The sequence below is a fragment of the Pseudomonas sp. AC016 genome (assembly GCF_979253365.1).
Window position 1 is genome coordinate 2,510,092 of record NZ_CEEDCC010000001.1, and the last position, 26,685, is coordinate 2,536,776.

At 60.4% G+C, this 26,685-nt stretch carries 27 protein-coding genes; 15 read left to right on the forward strand and 12 right to left on the reverse strand.

The annotated features are described in order from the left end of the window. Nucleotides 1-34: 34 nt before the first annotated feature. Nucleotides 35-1,180 (reverse strand): bifunctional diaminohydroxyphosphoribosylaminopyrimidine deaminase/5-amino-6-(5-phosphoribosylamino)uracil reductase RibD, encoded by a 1,146-nt coding sequence (ribD, locus tag AC0IXS_RS11215; RefSeq protein WP_471824634.1) that lies wholly within the window; start codon nucleotides 1,178-1,180, stop codon nucleotides 35-37. Further along, nucleotides 1,177-1,641, reverse strand: coding sequence for a transcriptional regulator NrdR (nrdR, locus tag AC0IXS_RS11220; protein WP_004883741.1), 465 nt, complete (start codon nucleotides 1,639-1,641; stop codon nucleotides 1,177-1,179). Before nrdR ends, ribD begins: the two co-directional genes overlap by 4 nt. A 180-nt stretch (nucleotides 1,642-1,821) precedes the next feature. Here nrdR and AC0IXS_RS11225 point away from each other — a divergent pair, with 180 nt between their 5' ends. The 3 genes from AC0IXS_RS11225 (at nucleotide 1,822) to trxA (ending at nucleotide 3,879) form a co-directional block, all read left to right on the forward strand. Then, on the forward strand, nucleotides 1,822-2,271 hold the full coding sequence (locus tag AC0IXS_RS11225; protein WP_122410553.1) for a YbaY family lipoprotein: 450 nt from the start codon (nucleotides 1,822-1,824) through the stop codon (nucleotides 2,269-2,271). Further along, nucleotides 2,268-2,924, forward strand: coding sequence for a class I SAM-dependent methyltransferase (locus tag AC0IXS_RS11230; protein WP_471824635.1), 657 nt, complete (start codon nucleotides 2,268-2,270; stop codon nucleotides 2,922-2,924). Before AC0IXS_RS11225 ends, AC0IXS_RS11230 begins: the two co-directional genes overlap by 4 nt. An 82-nt stretch (nucleotides 2,925-3,006) precedes the next feature. Beyond that, nucleotides 3,007-3,879: a thioredoxin gene (gene trxA / locus AC0IXS_RS11235; RefSeq protein ID WP_057408152.1), complete on the forward strand. Its 873-nt coding sequence runs from the start codon at nucleotides 3,007-3,009 to the stop codon at nucleotides 3,877-3,879. 57 nt (nucleotides 3,880-3,936) lie between these two features. On the opposite strand, the gene AC0IXS_RS11240 is transcribed toward trxA, so the two are convergent. Then, complete coding sequence (locus tag AC0IXS_RS11240) at nucleotides 3,937-4,290, reverse strand: hypothetical protein (protein WP_043305251.1); 354 nt, start codon at nucleotides 4,288-4,290, stop codon at nucleotides 3,937-3,939. A 61-nt stretch (nucleotides 4,291-4,351) separates the two neighbouring features. Next, nucleotides 4,352-4,774 (reverse strand): nuclear transport factor 2 family protein, encoded by a 423-nt coding sequence (locus tag AC0IXS_RS11245; RefSeq protein WP_057408153.1) that lies wholly within the window; start codon nucleotides 4,772-4,774, stop codon nucleotides 4,352-4,354. 265 nt (nucleotides 4,775-5,039) lie between these two features. Here AC0IXS_RS11245 and AC0IXS_RS11250 point away from each other — a divergent pair, with 265 nt between their 5' ends. From AC0IXS_RS11250 to AC0IXS_RS11270, 5 genes are all read left to right on the forward strand, one after another. Then, nucleotides 5,040-5,627 carry a DUF2796 domain-containing protein gene (locus AC0IXS_RS11250; RefSeq protein ID WP_029241894.1) on the forward strand — a complete coding sequence of 196 codons (588 nt, stop codon included), beginning with the start codon at nucleotides 5,040-5,042 and terminating at the stop codon, nucleotides 5,625-5,627. 71 nt (nucleotides 5,628-5,698) lie between these two features. After that, complete coding sequence (locus tag AC0IXS_RS11255; RefSeq protein WP_043305254.1) at nucleotides 5,699-6,409, forward strand: ABC transporter ATP-binding protein; 711 nt, start codon at nucleotides 5,699-5,701, stop codon at nucleotides 6,407-6,409. 1 nt (nucleotide 6,410) lies between these two features. Continuing rightward, nucleotides 6,411-7,676 (forward strand): ABC transporter permease, encoded by a 1,266-nt coding sequence (locus AC0IXS_RS11260; protein WP_057408154.1) that lies wholly within the window; start codon nucleotides 6,411-6,413, stop codon nucleotides 7,674-7,676. 11 nt (nucleotides 7,677-7,687) lie between these two features. After that, entirely contained in the window at nucleotides 7,688-8,209 is a 522-nt protein-coding gene (locus AC0IXS_RS11265; RefSeq protein WP_174518363.1) for a DUF3299 domain-containing protein, read from the forward strand. A gap of 104 nt (nucleotides 8,210-8,313) precedes the next feature. Continuing rightward, nucleotides 8,314-9,000 (forward strand): OmpW/AlkL family protein, encoded by a 687-nt coding sequence (locus AC0IXS_RS11270; protein WP_025995578.1) that lies wholly within the window; start codon nucleotides 8,314-8,316, stop codon nucleotides 8,998-9,000. 56 nt (nucleotides 9,001-9,056) lie between these two features. Here AC0IXS_RS11270 and AC0IXS_RS11275 read toward each other — a convergent pair whose 3' ends face one another. From AC0IXS_RS11275 to AC0IXS_RS11295, 5 genes are all read right to left on the reverse strand, one after another. Next, nucleotides 9,057-9,536 (reverse strand): hypothetical protein, encoded by a 480-nt coding sequence (locus AC0IXS_RS11275; protein ID WP_449124579.1) that lies wholly within the window; start codon nucleotides 9,534-9,536, stop codon nucleotides 9,057-9,059. 381 nt (nucleotides 9,537-9,917) lie between these two features. Further along, entirely contained in the window at nucleotides 9,918-10,847 is a 930-nt protein-coding gene (locus AC0IXS_RS11280) for an NAD-dependent epimerase/dehydratase family protein (protein WP_191954666.1), read from the reverse strand. Next, nucleotides 10,840-11,724 carry a sugar nucleotide-binding protein gene (locus tag AC0IXS_RS11285; RefSeq protein ID WP_004883728.1) on the reverse strand — a complete coding sequence of 295 codons (885 nt, stop codon included), beginning with the start codon at nucleotides 11,722-11,724 and terminating at the stop codon, nucleotides 10,840-10,842. Before AC0IXS_RS11285 ends, AC0IXS_RS11280 begins: the two co-directional genes overlap by 8 nt. A 116-nt stretch (nucleotides 11,725-11,840) precedes the next feature. Beyond that, nucleotides 11,841-14,138, reverse strand: coding sequence for a mechanosensitive ion channel family protein (locus AC0IXS_RS11290; RefSeq protein WP_471824639.1), 2,298 nt, complete (start codon nucleotides 14,136-14,138; stop codon nucleotides 11,841-11,843). A gap of 124 nt (nucleotides 14,139-14,262) precedes the next feature. Next, nucleotides 14,263-14,616, reverse strand: a complete 354-nt coding sequence (locus AC0IXS_RS11295; RefSeq protein WP_414709202.1) for a DoxX family protein — start codon at nucleotides 14,614-14,616, stop codon at nucleotides 14,263-14,265. A 284-nt stretch (nucleotides 14,617-14,900) separates the two neighbouring features. On the opposite strand from AC0IXS_RS11295, the gene AC0IXS_RS11300 reads away from it, so the two are divergent. Continuing rightward, nucleotides 14,901-15,719: an alpha/beta fold hydrolase gene (locus AC0IXS_RS11300; RefSeq protein WP_122420714.1), complete on the forward strand. Its 819-nt coding sequence runs from the start codon at nucleotides 14,901-14,903 to the stop codon at nucleotides 15,717-15,719. 169 nt (nucleotides 15,720-15,888) lie between these two features. On the opposite strand, the gene AC0IXS_RS11305 is transcribed toward AC0IXS_RS11300, so the two are convergent. Continuing rightward, a complete protein-coding gene (locus tag AC0IXS_RS11305; RefSeq protein ID WP_137202874.1) occupies nucleotides 15,889-16,737 on the reverse strand; it encodes an ureidoglycolate lyase in 849 nt (282 codons plus the stop codon). A gap of 38 nt (nucleotides 16,738-16,775) precedes the next feature. Further along, complete coding sequence (locus AC0IXS_RS11310; protein WP_137202875.1) at nucleotides 16,776-17,510, reverse strand: SDR family oxidoreductase; 735 nt, start codon at nucleotides 17,508-17,510, stop codon at nucleotides 16,776-16,778. Nucleotides 17,511-17,848: 338 nt separating this feature from the next. Here AC0IXS_RS11310 and AC0IXS_RS11315 point away from each other — a divergent pair, with 338 nt between their 5' ends. Together AC0IXS_RS11315 and AC0IXS_RS11320 are read left to right on the forward strand one after the other, a co-directional pair. Continuing rightward, nucleotides 17,849-18,661, forward strand: a complete 813-nt coding sequence (locus AC0IXS_RS11315; protein ID WP_122668899.1) for a class I SAM-dependent methyltransferase — start codon at nucleotides 17,849-17,851, stop codon at nucleotides 18,659-18,661. 207 nt (nucleotides 18,662-18,868) lie between these two features. Beyond that, nucleotides 18,869-21,157, forward strand: coding sequence for a TonB-dependent receptor (locus AC0IXS_RS11320; protein WP_057410846.1), 2,289 nt, complete (start codon nucleotides 18,869-18,871; stop codon nucleotides 21,155-21,157). A gap of 12 nt (nucleotides 21,158-21,169) precedes the next feature. Here AC0IXS_RS11320 and AC0IXS_RS11325 read toward each other — a convergent pair whose 3' ends face one another. Further along, nucleotides 21,170-22,300, reverse strand: a complete 1,131-nt coding sequence (locus tag AC0IXS_RS11325) for an ROK family transcriptional regulator (RefSeq protein ID WP_122689604.1) — start codon at nucleotides 22,298-22,300, stop codon at nucleotides 21,170-21,172. Nucleotides 22,301-22,467: 167 nt separating this feature from the next. On the opposite strand from AC0IXS_RS11325, the gene AC0IXS_RS11330 reads away from it, so the two are divergent. The 4 genes from AC0IXS_RS11330 to AC0IXS_RS11345 are packed head-to-tail and all read left to right on the forward strand — an operon-like array spanning nucleotide 22,468 to nucleotide 26,673. Then, the gene (locus AC0IXS_RS11330; protein ID WP_057410844.1) at nucleotides 22,468-23,778 is read left to right on the forward strand and encodes an extracellular solute-binding protein; all 1,311 of its coding nucleotides are present in this window, start codon (nucleotides 22,468-22,470) and stop codon (nucleotides 23,776-23,778) included. Beyond that, nucleotides 23,775-24,668, forward strand: a complete 894-nt coding sequence (locus AC0IXS_RS11335; RefSeq protein WP_025995590.1) for a carbohydrate ABC transporter permease — start codon at nucleotides 23,775-23,777, stop codon at nucleotides 24,666-24,668. The genes AC0IXS_RS11330 and AC0IXS_RS11335 overlap by 4 nt, the downstream gene beginning before the upstream one ends. After that, nucleotides 24,665-25,558, forward strand: coding sequence for an ABC transporter permease subunit (locus AC0IXS_RS11340; protein WP_057410843.1), 894 nt, complete (start codon nucleotides 24,665-24,667; stop codon nucleotides 25,556-25,558). Before AC0IXS_RS11335 ends, AC0IXS_RS11340 begins: the two co-directional genes overlap by 4 nt. Beyond that, nucleotides 25,555-26,673, forward strand: coding sequence for an ABC transporter ATP-binding protein (locus AC0IXS_RS11345; protein WP_057410842.1), 1,119 nt, complete (start codon nucleotides 25,555-25,557; stop codon nucleotides 26,671-26,673). The genes AC0IXS_RS11340 and AC0IXS_RS11345 overlap by 4 nt, the downstream gene beginning before the upstream one ends. The last annotated feature ends 12 nt before the right edge of the window (nucleotides 26,674-26,685 follow it).

Consider the following 26,685-nt stretch of genomic DNA (forward strand, 5'->3'; position numbering starts at 1 on the left):
GAACAAGGGCTTCGCGTTTAGCGAAAGTCTGGAATTATACGCCGGGTACGGGAACAGGGAGAGCAATGACTCGCCAGTCATTGCCAACGGCGCGCATTTCTACAATGTTCAGTTCCAGTGCTTCGCTCATCTGCGCCAACGGCAGATCGAGCAATGGTCGGGCCGAGGAGCCGAGAAACTTGCCGGCCATGAAAATCTGGAATTCGTCGACCAGCCCGAGACGCGTGAACGCACCCGCCAGCCGCGGACCGGCTTCGACCAGTACTTCGTTGACGCCGCGAGTCCCCAGCTCAGTGAGCAACTTGCGCAGGTCCACGTGACCTGCGCTGTCAGCCATCGCGACAATCTCGTGGCCTTCGTCGTGGTAACGACCCCGGGCCGACGCTGCGGCGCAGGTGGCGACCAGCGCACTGCCTGCCTGAAAGAATGGCGCGTCGAGCGGCACGCGCAGGCGGCCGTCGATCAATACACGCAGCGGCGCACGAGCCGCCGCCAATGCAGTCAACTCAGCGTTCAGGCCCAGCTCGTCCGGACGCACGGTCAGGCGGGCCTTGTCGGCCAGCACCGTATCGGCACCGGTCAGCACTACACTCGATTGCGCCCGCAGACGCTGAACCGCAGAGCGCGCTTCGGGACCTGTAATCCACTGGCTTTCACCGCTGGCCATGGCCGTGCGGCCATCCAGACTCATCGCCAGCTTGATCCGCACATAAGGCTGGCCGGTTTCCATGCGCTTGATAAAGCCCTTGTTCAAGGCACGCGCTTCGGCTTCGAGCACCCCGCACTGGACTGCAATGCCTGCGGTCATCAATCGCAGCAAGCCACGACCGGCCACTTCCGGGTTGGGGTCCTGCATGGAAGCCACGACCCGCGTGACTCCGGCATTCACCAGCGCATCGGCGCAGGGCGGCGTACGTCCATGATGGCTGCACGGCTCAAGGGTGACGTAGGCGGTTGCGCCCCTGGCCTGTTCGCCAGCCTGACGCAACGCATGGACTTCGGCATGAGGCTCGCCGGCAAGGGCATGCCAGCCCTCGCCGACGATCTGCCCTTCCCGCACGATGACGCAACCGACACGAGGATTGGGGTGTGTGGAATAAAGCCCCTTGCGCGCCAGTTCCAGCGCCCGGGCCATGTAATGAACGTCCAGAGCAGCCTGTTCAGTCAGCAATGCACTCATTCCTTGCCAGGCTCGCGGGCCAAGCGGTCGATTTCTTCACGGAATTCGTTGAGGTCCTGAAAGCGCCGGTAAACCGAGGCAAACCGGATGTAGGCCACTTCGTCGAGCTTCTGCAGCTCGCCCATGACCAGTTCACCGACGACCAGAGATTTGACTTCACGCTCCCCAGTCGCACGTAGTTTGTGCTTGATGTGCGCCAGCGCCGCTTCGAGACGTTCGACACTGACGGGGCGTTTCTCGAGGGCACGCTGCATACCGGCGCGCAGCTTCTCTTCATCGAAGGGCTGCCGGCTGCCGTCGGTCTTGATCAGGCGCGGCAGCACCAGCTCGGCGGTTTCGAACGTGGTGAAGCGTTCGCCGCAGGCCAGACACTCGCGACGGCGGCGGACTTGTTCGCCTTCGGCGACTAGGCGGGAGTCGATGACTTTGGTGTCATTGGCACCGCAGAAGGGACAGTGCATGGTGGCAGGCAACAAAAGAATGAGGAGCGCCATGGTAGCGCATCCCGCTGGCAAGACAAGGCTTGGGGTTTACGGTATATAGACGCGCAATATCGTGATGTGAAATTGCCCGAGCTCGGTAATACTGCATAGGTATCCGGCGTCGTACAGCCTTTCGTTTTTTGTCTTGTGGAGCTCTTGATGACGCTACGCCCCCTTTTTCTGCTCGGACTGTTCGGCTTGCTGGCCGCCTGCAGCAGCAATGACGCACCCGAACCGGTCCCGGCCAAGCCTGTCGCGCCAGCGATCAAACTTCCCACCGGCCCAGGTCCGTTGCAGCCTTATCAGCGCGAATTGAGCGGTCAATTGCTGGGTGTACCGGCTGGGGCCGAAGTCGAGCTGGCGATGCTGGTGGTCGATGAACGCAATCGTCCGCAAAAATTGCTGACCAGCACCAAGCTGCAAGGTAACGGGCAGTCGCTGCCGTTCCAGTTGCGCTTCAACCCGGAAGCCTTTCCGGTGGATGGCCGGGTCGAGTTGCGTGGCCGGGCCAGCCAGTCGGGGCAGTTGATTCTGCACCTGCCGTCGATGCGTATTCAGCAGGCCACCACCCAGGCCTTGGGGCAGTTGCAGTTCGTCAAGGCACCATGACCGCCCCGCAACACCTTCAGCAGGCGCTGCACGAATTGCTCGGCGATGCCCGACTGGTCGTGACAGCGCTGCCGCAGACCACGCTGAAGCTGTGGCTTATCGACGCCGACAACATGGACCGCGCCTTCAGCCCGGACGAGACGCGCCGCATCCTGGAAGAGCCGCCCTACTGGAGTTTCTGCTGGGCGAGCGGTCTGGCGCTGGCGCGTTTTCTGGCCGAGCAGCCGCACTGGGTAAAGGGCAAGCGCGTGCTGGACTTCGGTGCGGGCTCAGGCGTTGCGGGCATTGCTGCCGCCAAGGCAGGCGCGCTGGAAGTGGTGGCCTGCGATCTCGATCCTCTGGCCATTGCTGCGTGCAGAGCCAATGCTGATCTCAACGACGTGGCCCTGAACTACTCGGCGGACTTCTTCGCCGAATCCGACCGCTTCGACCTGATTCTGGTCGCCGACGTACTCTACGACCGCGCCAACCTGCCTTTGCTCGACCACTTCCTGAGCCGCGGCCGTGAAGCGCTGGTGGCAGACTCAAGGGTTCGGGATTTTCAGCACCCTGCCTATGAACGCCTGGACATGCTCCATGCGCTGACCCTGCCCGATCTGGCCGAGCCACACGAGTTTCGGGATGTGAGCCTGTATCACGCCGTGCGCGCATAACGGCCCGCTTGCCGAGACTTCCCTTTCAGCATTCTCCGGCGGGCTTTATAGTTGGCGGCATTCAGATTCTCCGAGACGCGCCATGAGCCAGGACACTGCTTACATCTTCGATGCAACCACGGCGACTTTCGATCAGTTGGTGATCGACAAGTCATTCGACCAACCCGTGCTGGTGGATTTCTGGGCCGAGTGGTGTGCGCCGTGCAAGGTGCTGATGCCCCTGCTGCAACAGATCACCGAGAGCTACCAGGGCGAATTGCTGCTGGCCAAGGTGAACTGCGACATCGAGCAGGACATCGTCGCCCGTTTCGGCATCCGCAGCCTGCCAACCGTGGTCCTGTTCAAGGATGGCCAGCCGGTGGACGGTTTTGCCGGAGCACAGCCGGAATCGGAAATCCGCAAGATTCTCGAACAACACGTGGTCATGCCACCGCCGCCCGCTGCAGATCCGCTCAAGCAGGCGCAGGAATTGTTTGCAGAAAGCCGCTTTGCCGACGCTGAAGCCATGCTCAAAATCGTGCTGGGCGAAGACAACACCAACGCTGCGGCGCTGATTCTGTATGCGCGCTGCCTGGCAGAGCGTGGCGAGCTGAGTGAAGCGCGTCAGGTGCTGGATGCCGTCAAGAGTGACGCCCACAAGGCCGAGCTGGCGGGCGCCAAGGCTCAGCTGACGTTCCTTGCCGAAGCCGCCACCCTACCTGATGCTGCCGAGCTTAAAAGCCGTCTGGCGCAGAATCCGCAGGACGACGAAGCGTCCCATCAACTGGCCATCCAGCAGTTGTCCCGTCAGCAGTACGAAGCGGCGCTGGACGGATTGCTCAAGCTTTTCATCCGTAATCGCAATTACGCTGAAGGTCTGCCACACAAGACGCTACTGCAAGTGTTCGACTTGCTGGGCAACGATCATACGCTGGTGACGATGTACCGTCGCAAGCTGTTCGCAGCGCTGTACTAAGCAAGACGCTGGCCGGTGCCGGTATCCCAGGGATGCCAGACACCGGTCAGCGTTGAATCATTTGGCAGCGACCCAACTGTACAGCGGCGCATCCGCCCCGCTCTCGACTTTCACATTCGCGCAATGCCGCAAACGCACCAACAGGCGTTTGCCCGCTGCGGTGCTGCCCGCGACGCCTTCCAGTTGCGCCAGAAGGTCCGGCCCGCTCATCTGTCCGGCCTTTTGCAGCAGGTCCTGCGCCACTTGCCAGACTTTATCATCCTGATTGACCGGCCTGCTCTCGACCACTGCAGCCGCCGCTTCAGGCGCCGAGGCCTTCAACTGCGCGCCCAACTGGGCCCAATCGCCTTCGTCCAGTTCCAGTGTCAAATCCACCGGCCACTGGCCCACGGTTCCACGAATACGCAACATGATATGCACCTGCTGACAGTCAGATGCACATGCTCCCACACGTGGGCGCGCATTCCCACGCTCAGTCACACAGCCAGCGACTCATCAATGCCTCATCGCCCATCATGAAGCTGCCGAACGCCCTGATGTCGTAGACGTTTTCCCAGTGCTCGACGATCTTTCCATCGCGAAAGCGCCACAGACCGCAGAACGGCATAGCGATTTTCTTGCGTTCGCAGGTAGCGCGCATGTAACCCATGACCGAACCGAAGTGATCGTCCGCAACGATCTCGTGAACGTCCATATAAAGGGTCTGGCGGGTGTGCTCGATCAGATCCAGCTCATGGTTCTGCACCGACCGTCTGCCGATGACCATGGACAATCCGCCCCATGCACCTCGGTCCGCCTTGTGCAGCACAATGTCGTGATCCGCAAACTCGGCAATGCGGGCCAGATCCTTGTAGATCGCGCGCAGGGTTTCGACGTTGGGATGAAGCTTTTTCATGAGGGGTCTTCCTTGAGGCGGTGCAGGTCCCTGGGTGTATTGCTGCCACTGACGACGCATCCTGCATTCATTCAGTGGCTACCCCATTCAGGGTAGGATCTGACGACCTGGTCCGTGAGAACGGTTCGGCATAATCCGGACCTGCGCTATTCCAGCCCTCGTTACTGGAAGCACCGTCGCTCAGGAAAAAACACCTCACGCCACACATGACTTGTTATAAGATCACATAACTATTTTTCCCGAAAACGCACTACCGGAGTCTGTTATGCGCCGTCTGCTACTCGCCCTGCCCTTCGCCCTGCTGCCACTCGCTGTCGCCCATGCCGCTGAAGAACACGATCATGATCACGGCGCAGAACACGGCAGCCTTGGCGCTCATGAGCACGGTGTGGGGCGTCTGGACGTGGTATTGGAAGGCAAGACGCTGGAGTTCGAGTTCGACAGCCCGGCCATGAACATTGTCGGGTTCGAGCACGAGGCAACGTCCGCTGAAGACAAGGCCAAGCTGGCCAAGGCACGTGAGTTTCTGCTCAAGCCCAATGCGCTATTCAGCATTGCCGATGCCGCCAACTGCTCGGCCACTTCGGTCAAAGTGGAAAGCCCGCTGTTCGGCGACAAGGATGATGATCACGAAGAGCACGCCAAAGATGGCGACGCCGATCATCACGAACACAGCGAAATTCATGGCACTTACAAATTCGTCTGTGATGCACCTGCGATCCTGAAGAAGCTGGACCTGTCGCAGATCTTCAAAACATTCCCCGATACCAAGAAGCTTCAGGTACAACTGATCTCGCCAAGTGGTCAGTCGGGCGCAGAAGTGATTGCAGCGAACCCTACGCTGAAGTTCTGATCCGCTCCTTCGCGGTGCATTGACCGGGCCTGGCCCGGTCTTTTGATTTTCAACCGAGCGTGAGTCAGACCATGACCCAAGCACTGATCGAGCTGTCCGACCTGAGCTTCAACTGGCCGGGTCAGCCGCAGCTTCTGGACATCCCCGAATTCCGCCTGGAAACCGGCGAAACCCTGTTCCTCAAAGGTCCGAGCGGCAGCGGCAAGACCACACTGCTGGGCCTGCTGGGCGGGGTGCAAAAACCCACTCGCGGCACCATCCGCCTGCTGGGGCAGGAGCTTTCGAGCCTGTCCGCAGCAGCGCGGGACCGTTTCCGTGTCGACCACACCGGCTATATTTTTCAGCAGTTCAACCTGCTGCCGTTTCTGTCGGTGCGCGAGAACATCGAGCTGCCCTGCCACTTTTCCAAAGTCCGCGCCGAGCGTGCGAAACAGCGGCACGGCAGTGTTGAAAAAGCGACAACCACCCTGCTGACTCACCTGGGTCTGAAAGACCCGGCCATGCTGACCCGACGCGCAGACTCGCTGTCCATTGGTCAACAGCAGCGGGTTGCCGCCGCGCGCGCCCTGATCGGTCAACCGGAACTGGTGATCGCCGACGAGCCGACCTCTGCACTGGACGCCGACTCACGCGAAGCCTTCATTCGCCTGCTGTTCGCCGAATGCCGCGAAGCTGGCGCCAGCCTGTTGTTCGTCAGCCATGACCAGAGCCTGGCACCGCTGTTTGATCGCAACCTGTCGCTCAGCGACCTCAATCGCGCCGCCGTTGCCGTGGAGATTTGAGATGTATCTGTTTCGTCTGGCCATGGCAAGCCTGGCCAACCGCCGCTTCACCGCGTTCCTCACCGTCTTTGCCATCGCCCTGTCGGTCTGCCTGCTGCTGGCTGTCGAGCGGGTGCGTACCGAAGCCCGTGCCAGTTTCGCCAGCACCATCAGCGGCACAGACCTGATCGTCGGCGCACGCTCCGGCTCGATCAACCTGCTGCTGTACTCGGTGTTTCGCATCGGCAACGCCACCAACAACATCCGCTGGGATAGCTTCGAACATTTTGCCGAGAGCAAGCAGGTGAAATGGGCGATTCCGATTTCACTCGGCGACTCGCATCGCGGCTACCGGGTGATGGGCACCAACGCGTCGTACTTCGAGCACTATCAGTTTGGCCGTCAGCAGCATCTGGAACTGGCCGAAGGACGTGAATTCAAGACCGATCCGTTCGAAGTCGTGCTCGGTTCGGAGGTCGCCAAGGCGCTGCATTACACGCTGGGTGACAAGCTGGTGCTGGCTCACGGCGTAGCGGCGATCAGTCTGGTCAAGCATGACGACAAGCCGTTCACTGTGGTCGGCATCCTCAAACCCACCGGCACACCGGTAGACCGCACACTGCACATCAGCCTGGGCGGAATGGAAGCCATCCACATCGATTGGCACAACGGCGCGCCGGCTCGTGGCAATGAACGCATCTCTGCCGATCAGGCGCGCAACATGGACCTGACGCCGACGGCGATCACAGCATTCATGCTCGGCCTGAACAGCAAGATCTCGACCTTCAGTCTGCAGCGCGAGATCAACGAATACCGTGGCGAACCCATGCTCGCGATTCTGCCGGGCGTGGCCTTGCAGGAACTGTGGAGTCTCATGGGCACGGCTGAGAAGGCTCTGTTCGTGATTTCGCTGTTCGTGGTGCTGACGGGGCTGATCGGCATGCTGACGGCCATCCTCACCAGCCTCAACGAACGCCGCCGCGAGATGGCGATCCTGCGATCGGTTGGTGCCAGACCCTGGCACATCGCGAGCCTGCTGATACTCGAAGCCTTCGCGCTGGCACTGGCGGGTGTTGTCAGTGGCCTTGCACTGCTCTATATCGGTATCTTCGTGTCCCAGGATTACGTAATAAATACTTACGGTTTGTATCTCTCGCCTATGCCACCTGGCCAATATGAATGGACATTGCTGAGTGGCATCCTCGCTTGCGCGCTGTTGATGGGAACCGTGCCAGCCTGGCGAGCCTACAGGCAGTCACTGGCAGATGGTCTGTCGATTCGTTTATGAGGACCTTCATAATGCGGCGCATGCTACTCACTCTGCTGCTCTCGGTTTCCACGTCACTGTGGGCCGCCGAGCCGCGTGTACTGACCTGGGCCGAGATGATTCCGCCTGATGCACCTGTCGTGAAGCCGGTGACCACGCCGATGCACGACCTGTCGAAGATGTCCGATGCATTGGCCATGGAGCAGGCTCCCGCGGCCAGCCAGCTGGCGCCCCACGCGCCGGTGGTCAAGGCACTGGATGGCAAGCAGGTGCGTCTGCCGGGTTACATCGTGCCACTGGAGGTCAGTGAGGAAGGCAGAGTGATCGAGTTTTTGCTGGTGCCGTATTTCGGCGCCTGCATCCATGTGCCGCCGCCGCCGGCGAACCAGATCGTGCATGTCACGAGTGAGCTGGGTGTGAAGGTCGATGAGCTGTATCAGCCGTACTGGATCGAAGGACAGATGCAGGCCAAGTCGTCTTCAAGCGAACTGGCAGAAGCGGGTTATCAGATGCAGGCAGACAAGATTTTTGTCTACGAATTGCCAGACACGTGAAGAGAAAGGGGTTCCCAGCGATTTCATTGAGCTGAGTCAAAGTCGCCGCTCGACAGCGCTTTAACATTCCGCCCATAAATTTCGACTGATTTCCTGGAGCCCCAATGAACAGACATCTGCTTCGCGCCTCTCTCGTCGCGCTCGCCATCGCCGCCCCTACTGCCGCCCATGCATACGAGGCTGGCGACTTCATCGTTCGCGCTGGCGCGGCGCACGTACAACCCAACGAAGACAGCGGCGAGGTCAGACTCGACGGCTCCAAGGTTTCGGGCACCAAAGCCACGCTCGACGGCAATACCCAGCTCGGTCTGACATTCGCCTACATGCTGACCCCGCACATCGGTATTGAACTGCTGGCCGCCACACCGTTCAGCCACACCGTTGCGGTGAAGGGCCTGGGCCCGGGTCTTGACGGCAAGCTGGCCGACATCAAGCACCTGCCGCCGACCCTGTCGTTGCAGTACTACCCGATGGAGCCGTCCTCCAAATTCCAGCCTTACGCGGGCGTTGGCATCAACTACACCATGTTCTTCGACGAAGACCTGACGGGCGACCGCAAGAACCAGGGCTTCAGCAACCTCAAGCTGCAGGACTCGGTCGGCCTGGCCGCGCAACTGGGCATGGACTACATGATCACCGACAACGTACTGGTGAACGCATCGGTCTGGTACGTCGATATCAACACCCAGGCCACCGTGGACGGCCCGTCGGCACTGGCGGTCGGCCGCACCAAAGTGGATGTGGAAATCGATCCGTGGGTCTACATGGTCGGCGTGGGTTACAAGTTCTGATTCACTGCGCGTCAGTCGTTTAAAACAGAAAGGCACCCGTTGGGTGCCTTTGCTTTTTATGGGCGTTCAAATGCCTTGAACGTGCCACCGCCTATGTGAACGGTCGAGAATAACCGTGGGCCATTGCTTCCTCTTGGAAACTCCAATTCGTAATGGGCCCAGAGAAACTGCTCAGGCGTCTTCAAAACAGTGTTGTCGCGAGCGTCTATAAAGCGTCCGACAGACGTGATAACGAAGCCCAGGACCGTAATCAGTCCTGGATACATCTGTAGGTACTGAAAGAAAGTAGGCCCCGTCGAGTAGCTGTATCGAACAGAGCTCGGGCCAAAAATGACCATAAGAGCCCCACAAATCGTCAGGATAAAACCACACGTAGTCACAAACCCTGGCGCGATGGGGCCTGCGTCTCTGCGACCCGCCTTCGCTGCATCCAGATAACGTGAATACCGGTCCATGAAATCATCGACGACGAACTCGCCAGGCACATCGCGCACTACAATTTTTGGGCGTTTATCAACATCGTTTTCGTCCTGCATGCCGTACGTCCGCTGTAATAGGGCGACGGATGCTAAGAGTCGTTGTGCGGGTTGAGAAGATCAAAAGTCGCAACTACAAAAAAGACAGAACGGTCCTACAGCCTCGATACCGAGCGCGGACGCGGAGCGTCCTGGACGGCGTTACCACGCAGAGCGCTCATCGTTATACACAAGTCCTCTTGGAGGAATACGATGATGATCGTTCCTACGCTCTGCGTGGGAATGCCTCCCAGGACGCTCCGCGTCCGCTCTTGAATGTGGCGCAGATGTATGCCCAAGCTCCAGCGTTATCCACGTCATGCGCTCGGCTTACTGAATCCGCAGTCTGTGCCATTTGTGACGCGGAGCGTCACGGGGTTCGGCTTTCACACTGATCGTGAATCAGCGCCCTATCAACAGTGCCAGCCCCGTGTTCAATGGCGTGGGCGCGTCGATGTTGAAGTGCTCGAGCAGCCGCTGATTGCTGGCCCGTGAGTGCTTGATATCGCCTGAGCGCGGCGCCTGATAGCTGACCTGCGGTTGCTTGCCTGTGACCTGCGCCAACGCGGCGAGCAATTCGTTGAGCGAGGTGGTCTGGTTCAGGCCGACATTGACGGCACCTTCGATCGCGCTGTCCAGTTCCAGTCCCAGCAGCAGCAGCTTGACCAGATCGCCGATGTAGAAGAAATCGCGGGTCTGCTCGCCGTCGCCGAATACCGTGATGGGCAGGCCTTTTTCGATGCGTTCGGCAAAGATGCTGATCACGCCGGAGTAAGGCGATGAAGGATCCTGACGCGGCCCGAAGATGTTGAAGAAGCGGAAAATCACCGGCTCCAGTCCGTGCTGGCGACGGTAGAAATCCAGGTAGAACTCACTGGCCAGCTTGTCCGAGGCGTAAGGCGTCAGCGGCGCTTTGGTGGTGTCTTCGGTGATGGCCTGGCCTTCGCCGTTGTTGCCATAGACCGCAGCACTGGAGGCAAAGATCACCCGTTTGACGCCCGCTTCGCGCATGGCCTCGCACACATTCAGGGTGCCGATGAAATTGCTCTGGTGCGTGCGCACAGGATCGTCCACCGAGGCCTGCACCGAGGCCACCGCCGCCAGATGCACAACCGCCTGACAGCCCTGCACAGCTCGCCTGACCAGTGCAGCATCGGCGACATCGCCCACGATCAGCTCGACCTTGGGGTTGTCCAGCGGCAGGTTGCTGCGTTTGCCCGCCGACAGGTCATCGAGGATGCGCACGGCATGCCCGCGAGCCAGCAACGCGTCGGTCAGGTGCGAGCCGATGAAGCCCGCGCCGCCAGTGATCAGAACAGGAGCATCAGACATGTCGGTAATACCGGTCCAGCAGGCTCGGCAGTCCTGCGCGCCAGGCGCGGGGCTTGATGCCGAAGGTATGGAGAATTTTCTTGCAGGCCAACACGGCATGCTGCGGCTCTTCGCCCGCATCGGGACGTGCGGCGTGGGCCTGCGCGGTCGGCGACTCGACGGCCAGCGGATGCAGCAGACGCGCCTCGGTCAGCACCGCCTGCCCCAGCGCCAGCGGCGTGGTGGCCTCGTGCCCGGCGTAGTGGTAAGTGCCCCAGAGCGGCGCTTCGCAGTCGAGTTGCTTGAGCACCGAAATCAGCACGCGGGCCGCGTCATCGACCGGCGTCGGATTACCGCGACGGTCATCGGCCAGCAGCAACTCCTGGGGTTTCTCGGCACTCGACAGGAAACGACCCAGCACGCCATCGGCGCTGTCATCCAGCAGCCAGCCGAAACGGACCAGCACGTGTTGCGGACAGGTTGCACGCACGCTCTGCTCGATACGCCACAGCGCCTGACCACGCAGGCCAAGCGGCACGGGCTCGTCCTTTTCGCTGTAGGCAGTGGCACGCGAGCCATCGAAGACTCGATAGCTGGAAGGCTGGACCAGCGTGATGTTGTGGTGCTGACACAATTCGGCCAGCCGCTCGACGGAGCGTTCCTGGCGGGTCAGACGCGCTTCGCTTACTGTCTCCGCCTGAAACCAGTCGAAGTAATAAGCAAGGTTGATCAAGGCATCGGGACGGGTGTCATCGAGCAGTTGCGTCAGGCTCGCTGCGTCCCAACCGTCTTGCGGTGGACGCGGCGCGAGGAAGCCAATGTCTTCCTCGGCACCCAGACGAATCAACGCCTGCCCGAGGGCATTCCCGCCGCCCAACAGCATAAGGCGCATTCGCATAGAGTCAGCAGGCTCGGTATCAGAATCATCAAATAGATAAATGAAAAACGCCTGCAAACATAACACGTTGGCCGCCAACCCCCAACAGTTGCGCAGCCTGGCGGGTTAATGACGCGTCAAGTGGCTGCCGTACCGGGCGCACCGCCGCCCTTGGGCAGGCCCAAAGGTGCTGGCGACGCCGATGGCGCTGGCGCTGGCGGACCCTCGGCTTCGGTACCTGCCTGCGGCCCTGCGATGCCGGGGCTCATCACCATCTGTGGATAAGTCTGGGCGAAGCGCACGCTCGGGTGTTTATCCACAAGCCGCTTGAGCCGCTCGTTGAAGGCACGCCCGACTGCGTATTGCCCACCGGAAGAGGTGCGGAACTGCGCGGTAAGGACCACGCCGTTGAGGTCCATGCGATCCACACCGAACACTTCCAGAGGACCTTGCAGGTTGTTCTTGAGCAGAACGTCTTCGGTGATCGAGTGCCCGACTTCACGGATCAGCGACAGCGCGTCATCGATGTCCGAGTCGTAGGTGAACTGCACCGAGAAGAACGCGTAGGCAAACTGGCGGGACTGGTTGGTGACGGCCTTGATCTGCCCGAACGGCACCGAGTGCACGAAACCCTTGCCATCACGCAGGCGCACGGTACGAATGGTCAGGCTCTCGACGGTGCCGGAATGCCCGGTGCTGAGCACCACCCAGTCGCCGATGGAAAAGGTGTCTTCCACAATAATGAACAGGCCGGTAATCACGTCCTGCACCAGTTGCTGCGAACCGAAACCGATCGCCAGACCGACCACACCGGCACCGGCCAGCAACGGCGCGACGTTGATGCCCAGATTGGCCATGGTGGTGATCGCGCAGATCACCACCAGCACGATCTTCACGGCGTTGCGCAGCAGCGGCAGGATGGTCTTGACCCGCGTGCTCGGCTGACGACCGCTGCGATGATTGATTGGCGGTTTGAGGGCTTCCTGAATCGCGGTGTCCAGCACCACCCACAACAGCCAGGTCACCAGGAAAATCAGACCGATGCTGCTCAGCGATTCACTGATGACCCGCCCGAGCGTATTACGCTGGGCGAACTCGAACATCGAGAAGCCCCAGATCCGGCCCAATACTTCGATAAACGTGATGGCCAACGCGATGCGCACCACCGCATACAACAGGCTCAACAGACGCGCCTTGTACACGTGTCCACCACGCCCGAGCTCTTCGGCAGGCTTGAACAGGTGCTGGAAAACGGTGCTCATGAACACCGTGGCAATCAGCAGAATGGTGGTGAACAACGCGCAACGCAGCGCTTCCTGACTGTCTTCGCCAGCACCGATCAGGTTGATGGCCGACACCAGAATCATCAGCAGGATGGGCAGGTGCCACAGGTTCGAGAAGATTTTCAGCGACTGTTGCAAGGCCGGACGCTGCAGACGACTGCTCAACGAACGGTTACGAATGAGGTGGGCTACCGGGCGACGCACCTTGATGATCAGCATACAGAACACGACCGAGGCAAACAGACCGGTAAACACAGCGACACTGGTGGTCACGTTGCTGCCCAACTGACGGGCAATCTGCGGGCTGGTCAGTGCATCGCTGAGCGCGGCCAGAAAGCCGACCACGAACAAGGGCCTTGGCGCATAGCGGCGGATCATGCGTACCGCGGCACGCTTGTGCCCGGAGTTGAACATCACGATCACGCACAGCAACACCGAAGTCGAGACAATGCCGCTGCTGGTGGCGTAGGCGAAACACAACGCCAGCGCCCGCCCGACCGAGGAAGGCATGAAGTGGCTGACGTAGAGGGTCAGCGGCAGACAGATGATAGCGGGCAGCGTGAACGGCAGGACATACTTGAGCAGCGCCTGACTGCGCTGACGCACACTTAGAAACGCCGTTCGACACAGCCGGACGGCGATGAAACGTCCTACGGTGGTCAGGACCGCAAAAGCGCCTATCCAGACGAAAGACAGAATCAGGAAGTCGCCGACGACACTCCACGGCGAACGCGTGGTGCGTTTGTTGACCAGTTTTTCGAGCTCGTCGGCCGCCCGATCGGCACGCAGTTGCCATGCGTCCAGCAGGTTCTCGTCGAGGTTGAGCTTGTCCTGCACTTCATCAATGCTGGTGCTGATCGCCCCCAGCAAGCCGCCCTGCACGAGCAGCTCGGCTGCGGGTTCAGTGGCTGCGGGGTCTGCTCCATCTGCCGCCTTGGCGTCGGCTTTGTCGGGAGACTTGGCGTCGGTTTTGTCTGAAGCCTTGGCATCGGCTTTGTCAGCCGCCTTGCTGTCCGGCTTTTCGGCGGCCTTGTCGTCGGCGGGAACTGCGGCACTCATCGGCAACGCAGGCACATCCGCCGCTTGAACATGGAAGCTGCCCGCGAACAACAGCAGACCCGTAAGGATCAAGGTTTTCAGCTGAGACGCCACGCAGTTTACTCCTTCAATGGACAGGCAGGGCTTCAGCCCCAAGGAACTGATTCCTGTTTGCGTGGCAAGTTCGGTTTCGACCCGGGAAATAGATGAGCCGATGTTTCAGATGGCCCTTTGCCGGTTAACGCTTATGCAGTGCCTTGCCAATCACCAGCGGGCCGGGACCGGTGATTGCCAGCCCGGCGAACAGGATCATCAGCAGCCAGGCGAACTGGCCCTGTTCGAGTGACCATTCGGGGTGAACGAAGAGGACCGCCACAGCCAATACGGCCAGAATTGGCAGACACGCCAGCCGCGCCCACACACCCAGTGTCAGAAGCACCGGGCAGATCACTTCGGCAAACACTGCCAGCCCCAGCGTCAGGGTGCCGCCGAGGCCGAACGGGTCCTCGATGCGCTGCACTTCCACGCTCCAGTGCATCAGCTTCGGCAGGCCGTGCACGTGCAGTAACAGCAGCGAGACGCTGACGCGCATGAACAACAGCCCCCAGCCAACAAGGATTTGAGCGCGTTTCGGCGACACGCCGGACTGAAGGTGCGATGCGTTGGACAGCATGGTCTAGGATCTCTCGGGCAGGCTGGGCTTTGGCAGGATTATGCGGCGAGCCGGTTGCAGGAAATTGTTTTGATGTGCCGAGTTCACGGACAGGCAGATGGGCACATACACGCAATTTCTGCGGGCGGACTGGATCGATACTGCTGCAGTGCGCCCGGACAACTGCGCCAGCCCGATCAACCCGACACGAGAGAGAGAACTGCATGAGCACTTTCAAGACAAAAGACGGCACCGAGATCTATTTCAAGGACTGGGGAACGGGCAAGCCAGTGCTCTTCAGTCATGGCTGGCCGCTGGACGCTGACATGTGGGAATACCAGATGGAGTACCTGAGCAGCCGTGGCTATCGCACCATCGCGTTCGACCGTCGCGGGTTCGGCCGTTCAGACCAGCCGTGGACCGGCTACGACTACGACACCTTCGCCGATGACATCGCTGCGCTGATTCAACACCTGGACCTGCGTGACGTGACGCTGGTGGGCTTCTCCATGGGTGGCGGTGACGTGACACGTTACATCGCTCGCCACGGCACCGAGCGTGTCGCCAAACTGGCGCTGCTGGGCGCAGTGACACCGTTTTTCATGAAAAGCGATGACCACCCGCAAGGCGTGGACAAATCCGTTTTCGATGGCATCAAGGCAGGCCTGCTGAAGGACCGTGCACAATTCATCGCCGACTTCGCCACCCCGTTCTATGGCACCAATCAGGGCCAGACCGTCTCTGACGGCGTGATGACCCAGACACTGAACATCGCGCTGTTGGCTTCGCTAAAGGGCACCGTGGACTGCGTGACCGCGTTCTCGGAAACCGACTTCCGTCCCGACATGGCAAAGATCGACGTACCAACGCTGGTCATTCATGGCGACGGCGACCAGATCGTACCGTTCGAAGCGACCGGCAAGCTGGCTGCCGAGATGATCAAGGGCGCTGAATTGAAGGTCTATTCCGGCGCGCCGCATGGCTTTGCAGTCACACACGGACAGCAGCTCAATGAAGACCTGTTGGCGTTTCTGGCTGATTGATGCCCACGCAAGCCGCCTGACAGTTCACCGGACTGTGGAAGGCGGCTTGCCAGCGATGGCGTCAGTTCAGTCTGTGATGCAACACCTGAAAAAACGCATCGCCGGCAAGCCGCCTCCCACGACAAGCAGAGTGTCTTCAGTCAGTTACGCGCTGGCTGAAGAAATGCGATCAGTCAGCCTGCACGGTCAGCTGATTCTGCTCACCCAGTCCGGCGATCCCGAGGCGGATGCGCTGGCCTGCCTTGAGGAAGACCGGTTCGGGCTTCACGCCAAGGCCCACACCGGGCGGTGTGCCGGTTGAAATCACGTCGCCCGGCTGCAGGCTCATGCAGCGGCTCAGGTAGGCGATCAATTGCGGGATGGTGAAGACCAGCGTGCGGGTGTTGCCGTTCTGATAGCGATGGCCATCGACTTCCAGCCACAGGTCCAGCGAATGCGGATCGGCGATCTCGTCGCGGGTTACCAGCCAGGGACCGAGCGGACCGAACGTGTCGAACCCCTTGCCCTTGTCCCAGGTGCCGCCGCGCTCCAGTTGCCATTCGCGCTCTGACACGTCGTTGATCACGCAATAACCCGCCACATGTTCCATGGCATGGGCTTCGTCGATATTGCGCCCGCCCTTGCCGATCACTACACCCAGCTCAACTTCCCAGTCGGTCTTGACCGAGCCTCGGGGAATCTCGATGTTGTCGTTCGCGCCGCAGATGGCGCTGGTCCATTTGTTGAAAATGACCGGCTCCTTGGGCACTTCCATGTTGGATTCAGCGGCATGGTCGGCGTAGTTAAGGCCGATGCACACGAACTTGCCTACCTGCCCGACGCAAGCGCCGATGCGTGGCTGGCCTGTGACCAGCGGCAGGCTGACGGGATTGATGGTTGCCAGTGCAGCAAGACCTGCCGGCGTCAGTACATCGCCCGCAATGTCTTTGACATGGCCGGACAGGTCACGAATCTGATTGTCAGCGTCCAGCAGGCCGGGTTTTTCCGCGCCTTTTTCTCCGTAACGTAGCAGTTTCATCGGGTTCTCCTGTTGTCTGTCGAACATGCAAACCAGGGTCAGACGCTCATGCCGCCATCAATGACGTGCACCGCACCTGAGGTGTATGAAGACGCGTCAGAGCCCAGGTAAAGGACCAGTTGCGCGATTTCCTCGACGCTGCCGATGCGCCCCATGGGCTGGCGGTCGACGAACTGTTGATAGACCTGAGCCTCGGAAATACCTTGCTGCTCGGCCTGAGCCGCGATGCGCATGCGCAGCGACGGCGAATCCACCGTACCCGGACAAATAGCATTGCACCGAATGCCCTGCCCAATGAAATCTGCCGCCACCGACTTGGTCAGCCCGATCACCGCCGCCTTGCTGGCACTATAGGCGAAGCGATTGGGCACGCCCTTCACGCTTGAAGCCACGGATGACATGTTGATGATCGAACCGCCGCCACGGGCAAGCATGCCGGGCAGAAACGCCTGAATCATGCGGTACATGGCCGTGACATTGAGGTCCATGGAACGCTGCCATGCCGCCTCATTGCAGTCCAGAATCGTTCCTGCGTGCACGTATCCCGCGCAGTTGAACAGCACGTCTACCGGGCCGATCCGCTCGCAGGCCCGCTGGATATCCTGCGCAGAGGTCACGTCCAGCCGGATGGCTTCAACGCCTTCAATGCCCTGCAGATTGTGCAGATCGATGTCGGTTGCAATGACCTCGGCACCGGCATTCGCAAACGCCTTGGCACTGGCCAGACCGATACCCTGCCCCGCCGCCGTTATAAGCACTCGCTTGTCGTTCATGATGCTTCTCCATGCAAAAGAACAGCACCCACAACCCTAGTTTGCCAAACGGCCAAGCGCCCGGAATCGGACCGATGCCGCTCATTTTCGCTGGACTGCAAGGCTGCGCGCAGACGCCTTCACGTTGATCACGTCGAACCGGACTTGCTGTGCAGACCTGGTCGAAGCTAACCCGGCAAACCGTTCAGATGCCTGAACACGACAGCCAATCAGAGGGCTGCCACATGGCGTTTTCTTAATAAATCGACGCTCTGGTTGGTGATAAAAACGATCGATCTGCAAAAGCGCAGGCAGTGTTGAATCAGATCAACGTTTTCTACCCGCCGGAGGTTCCTCGCATGAACGACTATCTGTTAGGTCATTCTTCAGCAGAACTGGAGCGCCTTAAATTCCAGGCGAACATTCTGTCGCCCATCACCACGCGCCTGCTGATAGAAAGTGGACTGGAGCAAGGCATGCGTGTGCTGGACCTCGGCAGTGGACCGGGCGACGTCGCCATTCTGGCGGGCAGGCTTGTCGGACCGACAGGCAGTGTCACGGGAATCGATCGCAGCCCGAAAGCCGTCGAACTTGCAAACTTCAGAGCGGCGGAAGCGGGATTGAGAAACGTCAGGTTTGAAGTCTGTGATATTCAGGACTTCCAGAGCGCGTCACCTTTCGACTGCGTCGTGGGGCGCTACGTGATGATCCATCAGAGCGATCCGGTCGCTTTTCTGCTTAAGGCGGCAAGCCTGGTGAAGAACGGAGGAGCGCTGGCGCTCCATGAGGTGTTCATGTCTGACATTCCGATGGAGTCGTTTCCAAATATTCCTCTGCTGACCGATGCGGGGCAACTGATCGCTGCGGCCTTCAACACGGGAGGAGTCCACCACGGTACGGCGGTACACCTGATCAAACATTTTTCAGAGGCCGGGCTGCCACAGCCTGAGCTCTTCTGCCAACGGCACATTGGCGGAGGCGAGCACTCATTCATGTACCACTGGGCCGCAGAAACGCTGAAAACCGTGTACCCACACCTGATCAGCATCGGGCGGGTCAGCGCCGACCCGGGATACCTCGAAACGTTTGAAGATCGCTTGAAAGCCGAGGCAGTGACAAGCCGCGCCCAGATCATGGGGCCGAACCAGATCACCGCTTGGGTCAGGCTATGACAAGCGACGCGTAAGCAGAAAGATCGAGTCGTGACGTCTGCGGTCATAATTAATACACATCATGAGTACTAATATCACTGCCAGTCGAACGGCCCCTGCGCTTCGTGCGCCGGGGCCGTTCTTTTTTAGCTGGCAAGCGGCGTCCAGACCCTGGCTGAACCTGCCCCAACCAGCGCAGAAACCCTTGATGTCATCAGGAAAAACGTCATGAACAACTGTTCGATAGCGCGCTCCCGTCGATTTCCGGTCACCCGTATGGCGCTGCTGATTTCACTGAACTCTGCATGCCTGTTCAGTCCGTTGAGCCAGGCCGATGAAGCACCTGCGGCGACCGGCGACGAAGCGGCCACGACGCTTGGCACGGTGTCGGTCATCGGACAGGGCGAGACGCGGCAGGTGCAGCGTGTCACGCAGAAAGATGTCGAGGCCTACTCCGCGGGGACCAGCCCGCTGAAAGTCCTGCAGCGCCTGCCTGGAGTCAATTTCCAGTCCGGCGATCCGCTGGGACGCGAAGAAGGCAGTCAGCGCATCAGCCTGCGCGGATTCGACATGCACCACCTGGGCTACACGCTGGACGGCGTCACGCTGGGCAACATGAGCTTCGGCAACTTCAACGGACTGAGCATCACCCGGGCGATCATCGCCGAGAACATCAAGGCCAGCGAGGTGGCGCCGGGGATCGGCTCGCTGGGCACCGCGTCGAACAGCGATCTGGGCGGCACCATCCAGTTCACCACGTCCGATCCGGACAAGGAATTCGGCGCGCGCCTGTCGCAGACGCTGGGCAGCTATGACACCCGCCGCGAATTCATTCGCGTGGACACCGGCGAGTACAACGGGCTGTCCGCCTATGTGTCGGGCGAAAAATACGACGCAGACGCCTGGAAAGGCCATAACAATCCACAGCAGTCGGACGCGGTGAACGCCAAGGTCAATTACAACTTCGGCGACAACCGCATCAGTTTCTTTCACAGCACCTCATCCCACGAAGAGGCCAACCTGCCGTCGTTGTCGCAGAGCATCATTCAGCGATTGGGCTACAACTGGAGCTACTACACGCCGGACTGGACCCGCGCGGTCAATGCGGCCAACGGTATCTACACAGGCGGCGTGACCAGCGCGTCCGATGCAACTTACAACGCCAGCAGTCTGCGCGATGACGAACTGGACATCCTCAACGGCAACTTCTCCCTGACCGACGATCTGGTGCTGGATACCACGGTCTACCACCACCACGACTCCGGCCGAGGCAACTCGTATTACCCGTTCATCTTCACCAGCGGCTCGACGACGGTGCCCAGCAACTCGATCCGCAGCACGGTGTATGGCATCGACCGTACCGGCTTCCAGACATCGCTGACCTACTACTTGGGCCAGCATGAAATCCAGGGCGGTTTCTGGATTCAATCGAACAAGAACGACATTGCCCGTTACCTGTTCGATACCACCAACGCGACGCCGCAGAACCACATCGTCAAAACCAACGGTCTACCGCTGGCGGCCACGGTGCTGGACCAGGACTACAACGACCTGACCCGGCAGTTTTACCTGCGCGACACCTACACCCTGCTCGACGACCGTTTGAAGCTTGAGTTCGGCGCCAAGAACACCGTGACAACGTCCACCGCAAGGGGCAAGGGCGGTGGTTACGCCAGTGGTTCGCTGGAAGCGCGGGATCGATTCCTGCCGCAGGTGGGCGCGACGTACAAGCTCGATGACGAGGATGAAGTCTTCACCTCGTACTCCGAGAACATGGCCGCATTCCCCAGCGGCGGCTACAGCCCGTTTTTCACCACGCAGACCGCAGTCGATGCGCAGAATGGCTTCAAGGACCTCAAACCGGAAACCTCGAAGACCGTTGAACTGGGCGTACGGCGCAGCACTGCGCTGTATTCGGCCTCGGCGGCGATCTACAGCACGAAGTTCGATAACCGTCTGGTGGCCATCACCAATTGCACCGGTATCGTGATCTGCCAGAACGGCGTGGCCAACGTCGGTTCCGTGACCAGCCGGGGCATGGAGTTGTCATTTGGCCTGACGCCCGACGAGCACTGGCGCTGGTCCAACTCCCTGTCCTATAACCACAGCACCTACGATGACGACTACGTCAGCGGCGGCAACACCGTACCGGTGAAAGGCAAGACGGTCGTCGATACGCCGAAACTGATGTACGCCAGCAACCTGGACTGGAACTGGGAGCACTGGAACGCGGGGCTGCAAGGCAATTACCTCAGCAAGCGTTACTACACCTATACCAATGATTCGAGCGTGAGCGGGTACTGGGTGGCGAACGCCAACCTGGGGTATGACTTCGGCAAACTGGGCGCGGTGAAAGACACGAGTCTGTCGCTGAACGTGGTCAACCTGTTCGACAAACGCTACATCTCCACGCTCAACACCGACGCCAGCGCGGCCACCGACCCACTGGGCAACCTGCAGATTCTGCAGGTCGGTACGCCGCGCAGTGCGTTCGTGACGTTAGGTGTCAAGCTCTGAGGCTAACCGCACTCAGACGAAAAAGCGGTCCTTGAGCGGTACCAGCGCCGCACCGATGGCGGCAGCATCGCCATTGGTTTCGCTGAGCAATAATTTGGGACGCGGTGGCGGCGCCTGATAACGATGCGTCCCCCAGAAGGTGGTGGACGCGATCAGACGCCGTCCCAGCGCAGGCGGCAATTGCCCGCCGAACACCACAGCCTGAGGATCGAACATGCCCGCCAGCGCATTGACCAGCCGGTCCAGCGTCGGCTGGGTGCGCTTGATCCAGGTGTCGACGCCCGGCCAGTCAGGATCGAAGCGCGCGCGCAGGTCCTCGACAGAGTCCACCTCGATACCATTTTTGTGCAGTTCCTCGACCAGATAACGCAACGCCGGTCGATTGGCCGCTTCCTCGTCGGTGTAGAGCGTGATTTCGCCCGCGTTGCCGTGACTGCCGAAGTACGGCTTGCCGTTAATGACTACGCCAGCGCCGAAACCGTAGTTGAACGACAGGTAAATGAAGTTGCTGGCCCAGGCGCCCGCTCCCACCAGACTCTCGCCGATGGCGGCCGTGGTCGCGTTGTTCTCGAGCCACACCGGCATGTTGAACCGCTCCTCCAGCACAGGCTGCAGATCCATCAACGACCAGTCACGCAAGGGCTCTGGCGCATTGACCTGACGGTTTTCGAGAAAGAAACCGGCGATGGCGAAACCCATGCCCACCACGCGTTCGGGTTTGATGCCGTTGCGCTGCAGGACTCGCTCGATGGTCTTCTGCAGCGCGTCCAGCGTGCTGTTGCGACTCAATGGCGGCGTACGCAGGACGACCTGCTCCAGCAGGTTGCAGCTCAGGTCAGACACGCAGACCACCGCCGATCCAGTGTTGATCGATACACCAATGGAATAGACCGCCTCGTTGACCAGCTCGATGCGCGGGCTGGGCTGACCGCGGCCGTTCCTGACCCGCTCACCACTGCGCAACAGTCCCCGGCTGATCAATTCCTCGATCAGTCGGTGTACGGATTGCTGCGCCAGATCCATCTCCGCCGAAACGGTGGCGCGAGTGATCGAGCCTCGACGACGAAGGATATCCAGCAGTTTGCGTTCATTGAGGCTCAGCGAAGCGTGCGTGTCAGGTTGCGTATCGCGATCAAGGGGCATGGGTTCGACAGTCAGAAAGAGGATTAAAACAGTCCGTGTGTAGAGCAGTGTATCGCCCCGCCACAAACCGAATATTTCAATCATGAAAATTTAATAATGGAGCTGCAGGTAACAAATACTACACATTACCTGTATTAGATAGCTACCAGTTCACTCGGGGTGCTTTCATGCTTTCCATCAGCCACACGCTCTGGGCGTTGACCTTGCTGGCCATCACCGGCCAGGCCAGCGCCACCGAGTTCTGGTACAGCCATAGCGGCCCGACAGCCTCGGCCATTGCTGATCTGTGCAGGCAGTTCAATGCCGAACGTGATGAACAGGACCGCCTGCATTGCATTCGCCAGGGCACCTATGAACAGACCCTGCAGAAGACCGTTGCCGCTTATCGGGCCGGTATCAGCCCGGCGCTGGTCGAAATCTACGATGTCGCCACGCCTGACATGTTGCTGGGAGCTGCCACTGTTCCTGTCGAAACCCTGATGGCCCGGCAGCAGAGAGCCTATTCGGCAGACACCTTCCTGCCTGCGCTCAAACGCTATTACTCCGACGAACATGGCGTACTGGCTGCCCAGCCGTTCGCCGTCTCGACTGCCGTGCTCTACGTTCACCGCGACGCACTGGCCGCTGCGGGAATCACTGAAACACCGACCACCTGGACAGCCTTTTCCACGGCGCTGCGTGCCCTCAAGAACAACCATCAAGAGTGCCCCATGGCGACAGACTTCTCGCCGTGGATCTGGCTGGAACAGACCAGCGCGGCCCAGGGCTCCGCCATCGCAGTCCGGTCCGGTGGCGTGGACCGGTATCGATTCGATCAGGGCACGCATTTGCATCTGATGAACGATCTGGCGCAATGGAGCCGTGAAGGCCTGGTGCGGCATCAGGAGTCAACCCGCAGTGGTCAGCAGGCACTGGCCTTTGCCAGCGATGAATGCGCGATGCTGCTGGATTCCACAGGTTCATGGAACACGGTACGCAGCACACTCAAGCCCGATATCGACGTCACTCTGCTGCCGATTTACCCCGACACCCAAAGGCAGTCCAACCTGCCAGGCGGCTCTTCGCTGTGGGTCATGCAAGGACATTCCACACACGAGTACGACGTCGTGTCGGAGTTTCTCGCGTTCGTGCTGCGCCCCGATAACCAGCGTGTATTCAGCTCCCGCACCGGCTATCTGCCTGTGACTCAGGCAACGGCCAAAGCGGTTCGAAACGACGAGCGTGCCGCGCTGGCGATCAAGGTGGGTCTGTCGTCTCTCGATGACATCGACAGCGCGCCGGACAATCCACTGCGCTGCGGCTTCATCACCCTGATGCGGGTGATCTGGTCGCAGGAGACCGGGAACGCCCTGGCAGGTCGGCAGAACATGGGGCGTGCCCTGAATCAGACCGCTCTGCGCGGAAACGAATTGCTCGGCCTGTTTCAACAGATGCATCAGCCGCTGGCTCAGAATCAACAGAGCGAACGGCAGCCATGAAGGCCAGTGGATACTTCCCGCAGCCGCGCGTGGCGTTGTTGTTCGCATTGCCGCAATTACTGGCGCTCGCCCTGTTTTTCTACTGGCCGGCACTTCAGGCCATCTGGTGGTCGTTCCATCTGGTCCTGCCGTTCGGCGGGCATGAAGTGTTCGTGGGCCTGAGCAATTACTGGCGCGTGCTGAGGGATCCGGGCGTGCTCGCCTCCCTCGGCTCTACCCTGATCTTCAGCCTGTCGAGCGTCGCGCTGTCAATGCTCATCGCCCTGACGCTGGCGCTGTGCCTTGAACTGAAACTGCGCGGCAACGCCGTGTTTCGCAACCTGCTGATCTGGCCCTACGCGGTATCCGGCGCCACCATCGGCATCGTCTTTCACGTGCTGGCCAATCCGGTCATGGGCATTCTGGCCTGGCTCAACGCGGTGGTGCCCGGCACATGGGCGCCTTACGCCAACCCGCTGCAAGGCATGCTGCTGTTGATCGTGGCCTATGCGTGGTGTCTGGTGCCGTTCAATTTCGTCATGCTGGTGGCGAGCCTGAAATCCGTTCCGGACGATTACCTCGCAGCAGCAGCGCTGGACGGTGCAGGTCCGTGGCGGCGCATGATCGACATGCAACTGCCGCTGATTGCGCCCTATCTGTTGTTCGTCTTCATCATCGACCTGCTGGAAAGCCTCTCCAACAGTTTCGGGCTGATCGACACCCTCACCCAAGGCGGCCCCGGCGACACCACGCAGGTGCTGGCCTACAAGATTTACACCGACGGCTTCCGCGGACTGGATCTGGCAGGGTCTTCAACGCTGTCAGTGCTCATGCTGTCGGCAGTCGTGCTGCTGAGTGTCGCGCAGTTCAAGCTCATGTCGCGGCTCAAACGACGCGGGGTGAAGGCATGATCCAGCACAACCGACTGCTCAACCTCGGCGCTTACCTGCTGCTGACCCTGGGGCTGATTTTCGCGCTGGGCCCGCTCTATATCGCAGTCTGCTCGGCCACCGTGGACAACCCGCAGTTGCTCGAACATGGCCTGGCGGTTGTTCCGGGCGACCAGTTGCTGGTGAACCTGCAGAAAGTCACTCAGCGTCTGGACCTGTTGCGCCTGCTGGGCAACAGCCTGATCGTCGCGATCATGGTGGTCATCGGCAAACTCGCGCTCTCGGCGCTGACCGCGTTTGCCGTGGTGTACTTTCGCAGTCGCTACACCACCTGGATTTTCTTCGCTGTGCTGGGCGCGCTGTTGCTGCCGCTCGAAGTACGCATCATCCCGACCTACGCCGTGGCGAGTGATCTGCTCGGCCCGCTGCGTACCGTGCTGCGCTGGCTGGGTATCGAAAGCCTGCCGGTGCCGACCCTCAACCTGCTCGACAGTTACACCGGTTTGGCGCTGCCACTGATCGCCTCGGCCACCGGCACGTTTTTGTTCCGACAGTTCTACCAGACGCTGCCCGCCGAGCTGGTTGAGGCAGCGCGCATGGACGGTGCCGGGCCGTGGCGCTTTTTCATCGACATTCTGGTGCCGCTGTCGAAAACCAATTTCGCGGCGCTGGGCACGCTGGTGTTCATTGGCGCCTGGAAAGACTACCTGTGGCCGCTGGTTGCGACCAATCGCGAAGACATGCGCACGCTGGTGCTGGGCGTGGCCAGCTTTCTGCCCACCGATGCCAGCCAGCTTCCCGAATGGAACCTGCTGATGGCCGCCGCCGTTGTCAGCACGCTGCCCCCCATCCTCGTCATTGCGCTCATGCAGCGATGGTTCGTCAAAGGCCTGATCGGAGTCGGCAAATGACCGCGCTTCTTCCTGTTACCGATTTCCCGGCTGCGCGTTCACCCCAGATAACCCTCAGGAATCTGCACAAGTCACAGAGTTCGGGACCGCTCTTTCAAGGGCTGGATCTGGTGTTCAAAGCCGGTGAGCTGAATGTGATTCTGGGTCCGTCCGGCTGCGGTAAGTCCACCCTGTTGCGCATGATCGCCGGGCTGGAGGACGTCACTCAGGGCCAGATTCTGATGGGGGAGCGCGACGTCACAAGGCTGCCGCCCAAGGAGCGCGGCTGCGCCATGGTGTTCCAGAACTACGCGCTCTACCCGCACATGAGCGTTGCCGACAATATCGGCTACCCGCTCAAGATGGCGGGCATCGCCTATAAACAACGCATGGTTCAGATCAAAGAGTGCGCCACCTCGCTGGGGCTGGAAACTCTCTTGGAGCGCAGGCCGGGCGAGTTGTCCGGTGGTCAGCGCCAGCGTGTGGCCATCGGCCGTGCCTTGATCCGCAAACCGCCCGTGCTGCTGTTCGACGAACCGCTGTGCAATCTGGACAGCGCGCTGCGCCATGAGATGCGCCTGTTGATTCGTCGCCTGCACCAACAGACCGGCGCAACGATCCTGTACGTCACCCACGATCAAACCGAGGCGATGACGCTTGCCGAGCATGTGGTGATTCTCAACCAGGGCCGTGTCGAACAGATCGGCACGCCAAGCGACATTTATGACCGGCCCGCCAGCACCTTCGTCGCCGGTTTTATCGGCACACCGCCCATGAACCTGCTGCCGGTGTATTGCCTTGAAGACAAAGTCCTGACGCTGGCCGACGGACAACGGCTCCCGCTCAAACTGCACCTGTCTGGCAATAGCCCGGGCAAGTGGCTCATGGGGCTGAGACCCGAGGCATTCAGCCTCAGCCAGGACGGTGTTCGCGCTGTCGTGGAGTCCTCGGAAAATCTCGGCAGCCACAGCCTGCTCTATTGCCAATTGGCCGGTATCCGTTGCGTCGTCAACCTTGCCGGCCGCCATCTGCTCGCACCCGGCACCCAGGTCCGCCTGGCTTTCGGCCCAACGGCACTGTTGTTCGACCCTGAGAGCGGTCGCCACCAGCCCGCTTCTTTCTCCAACCCTGTGTAAGTGATCCCTGAC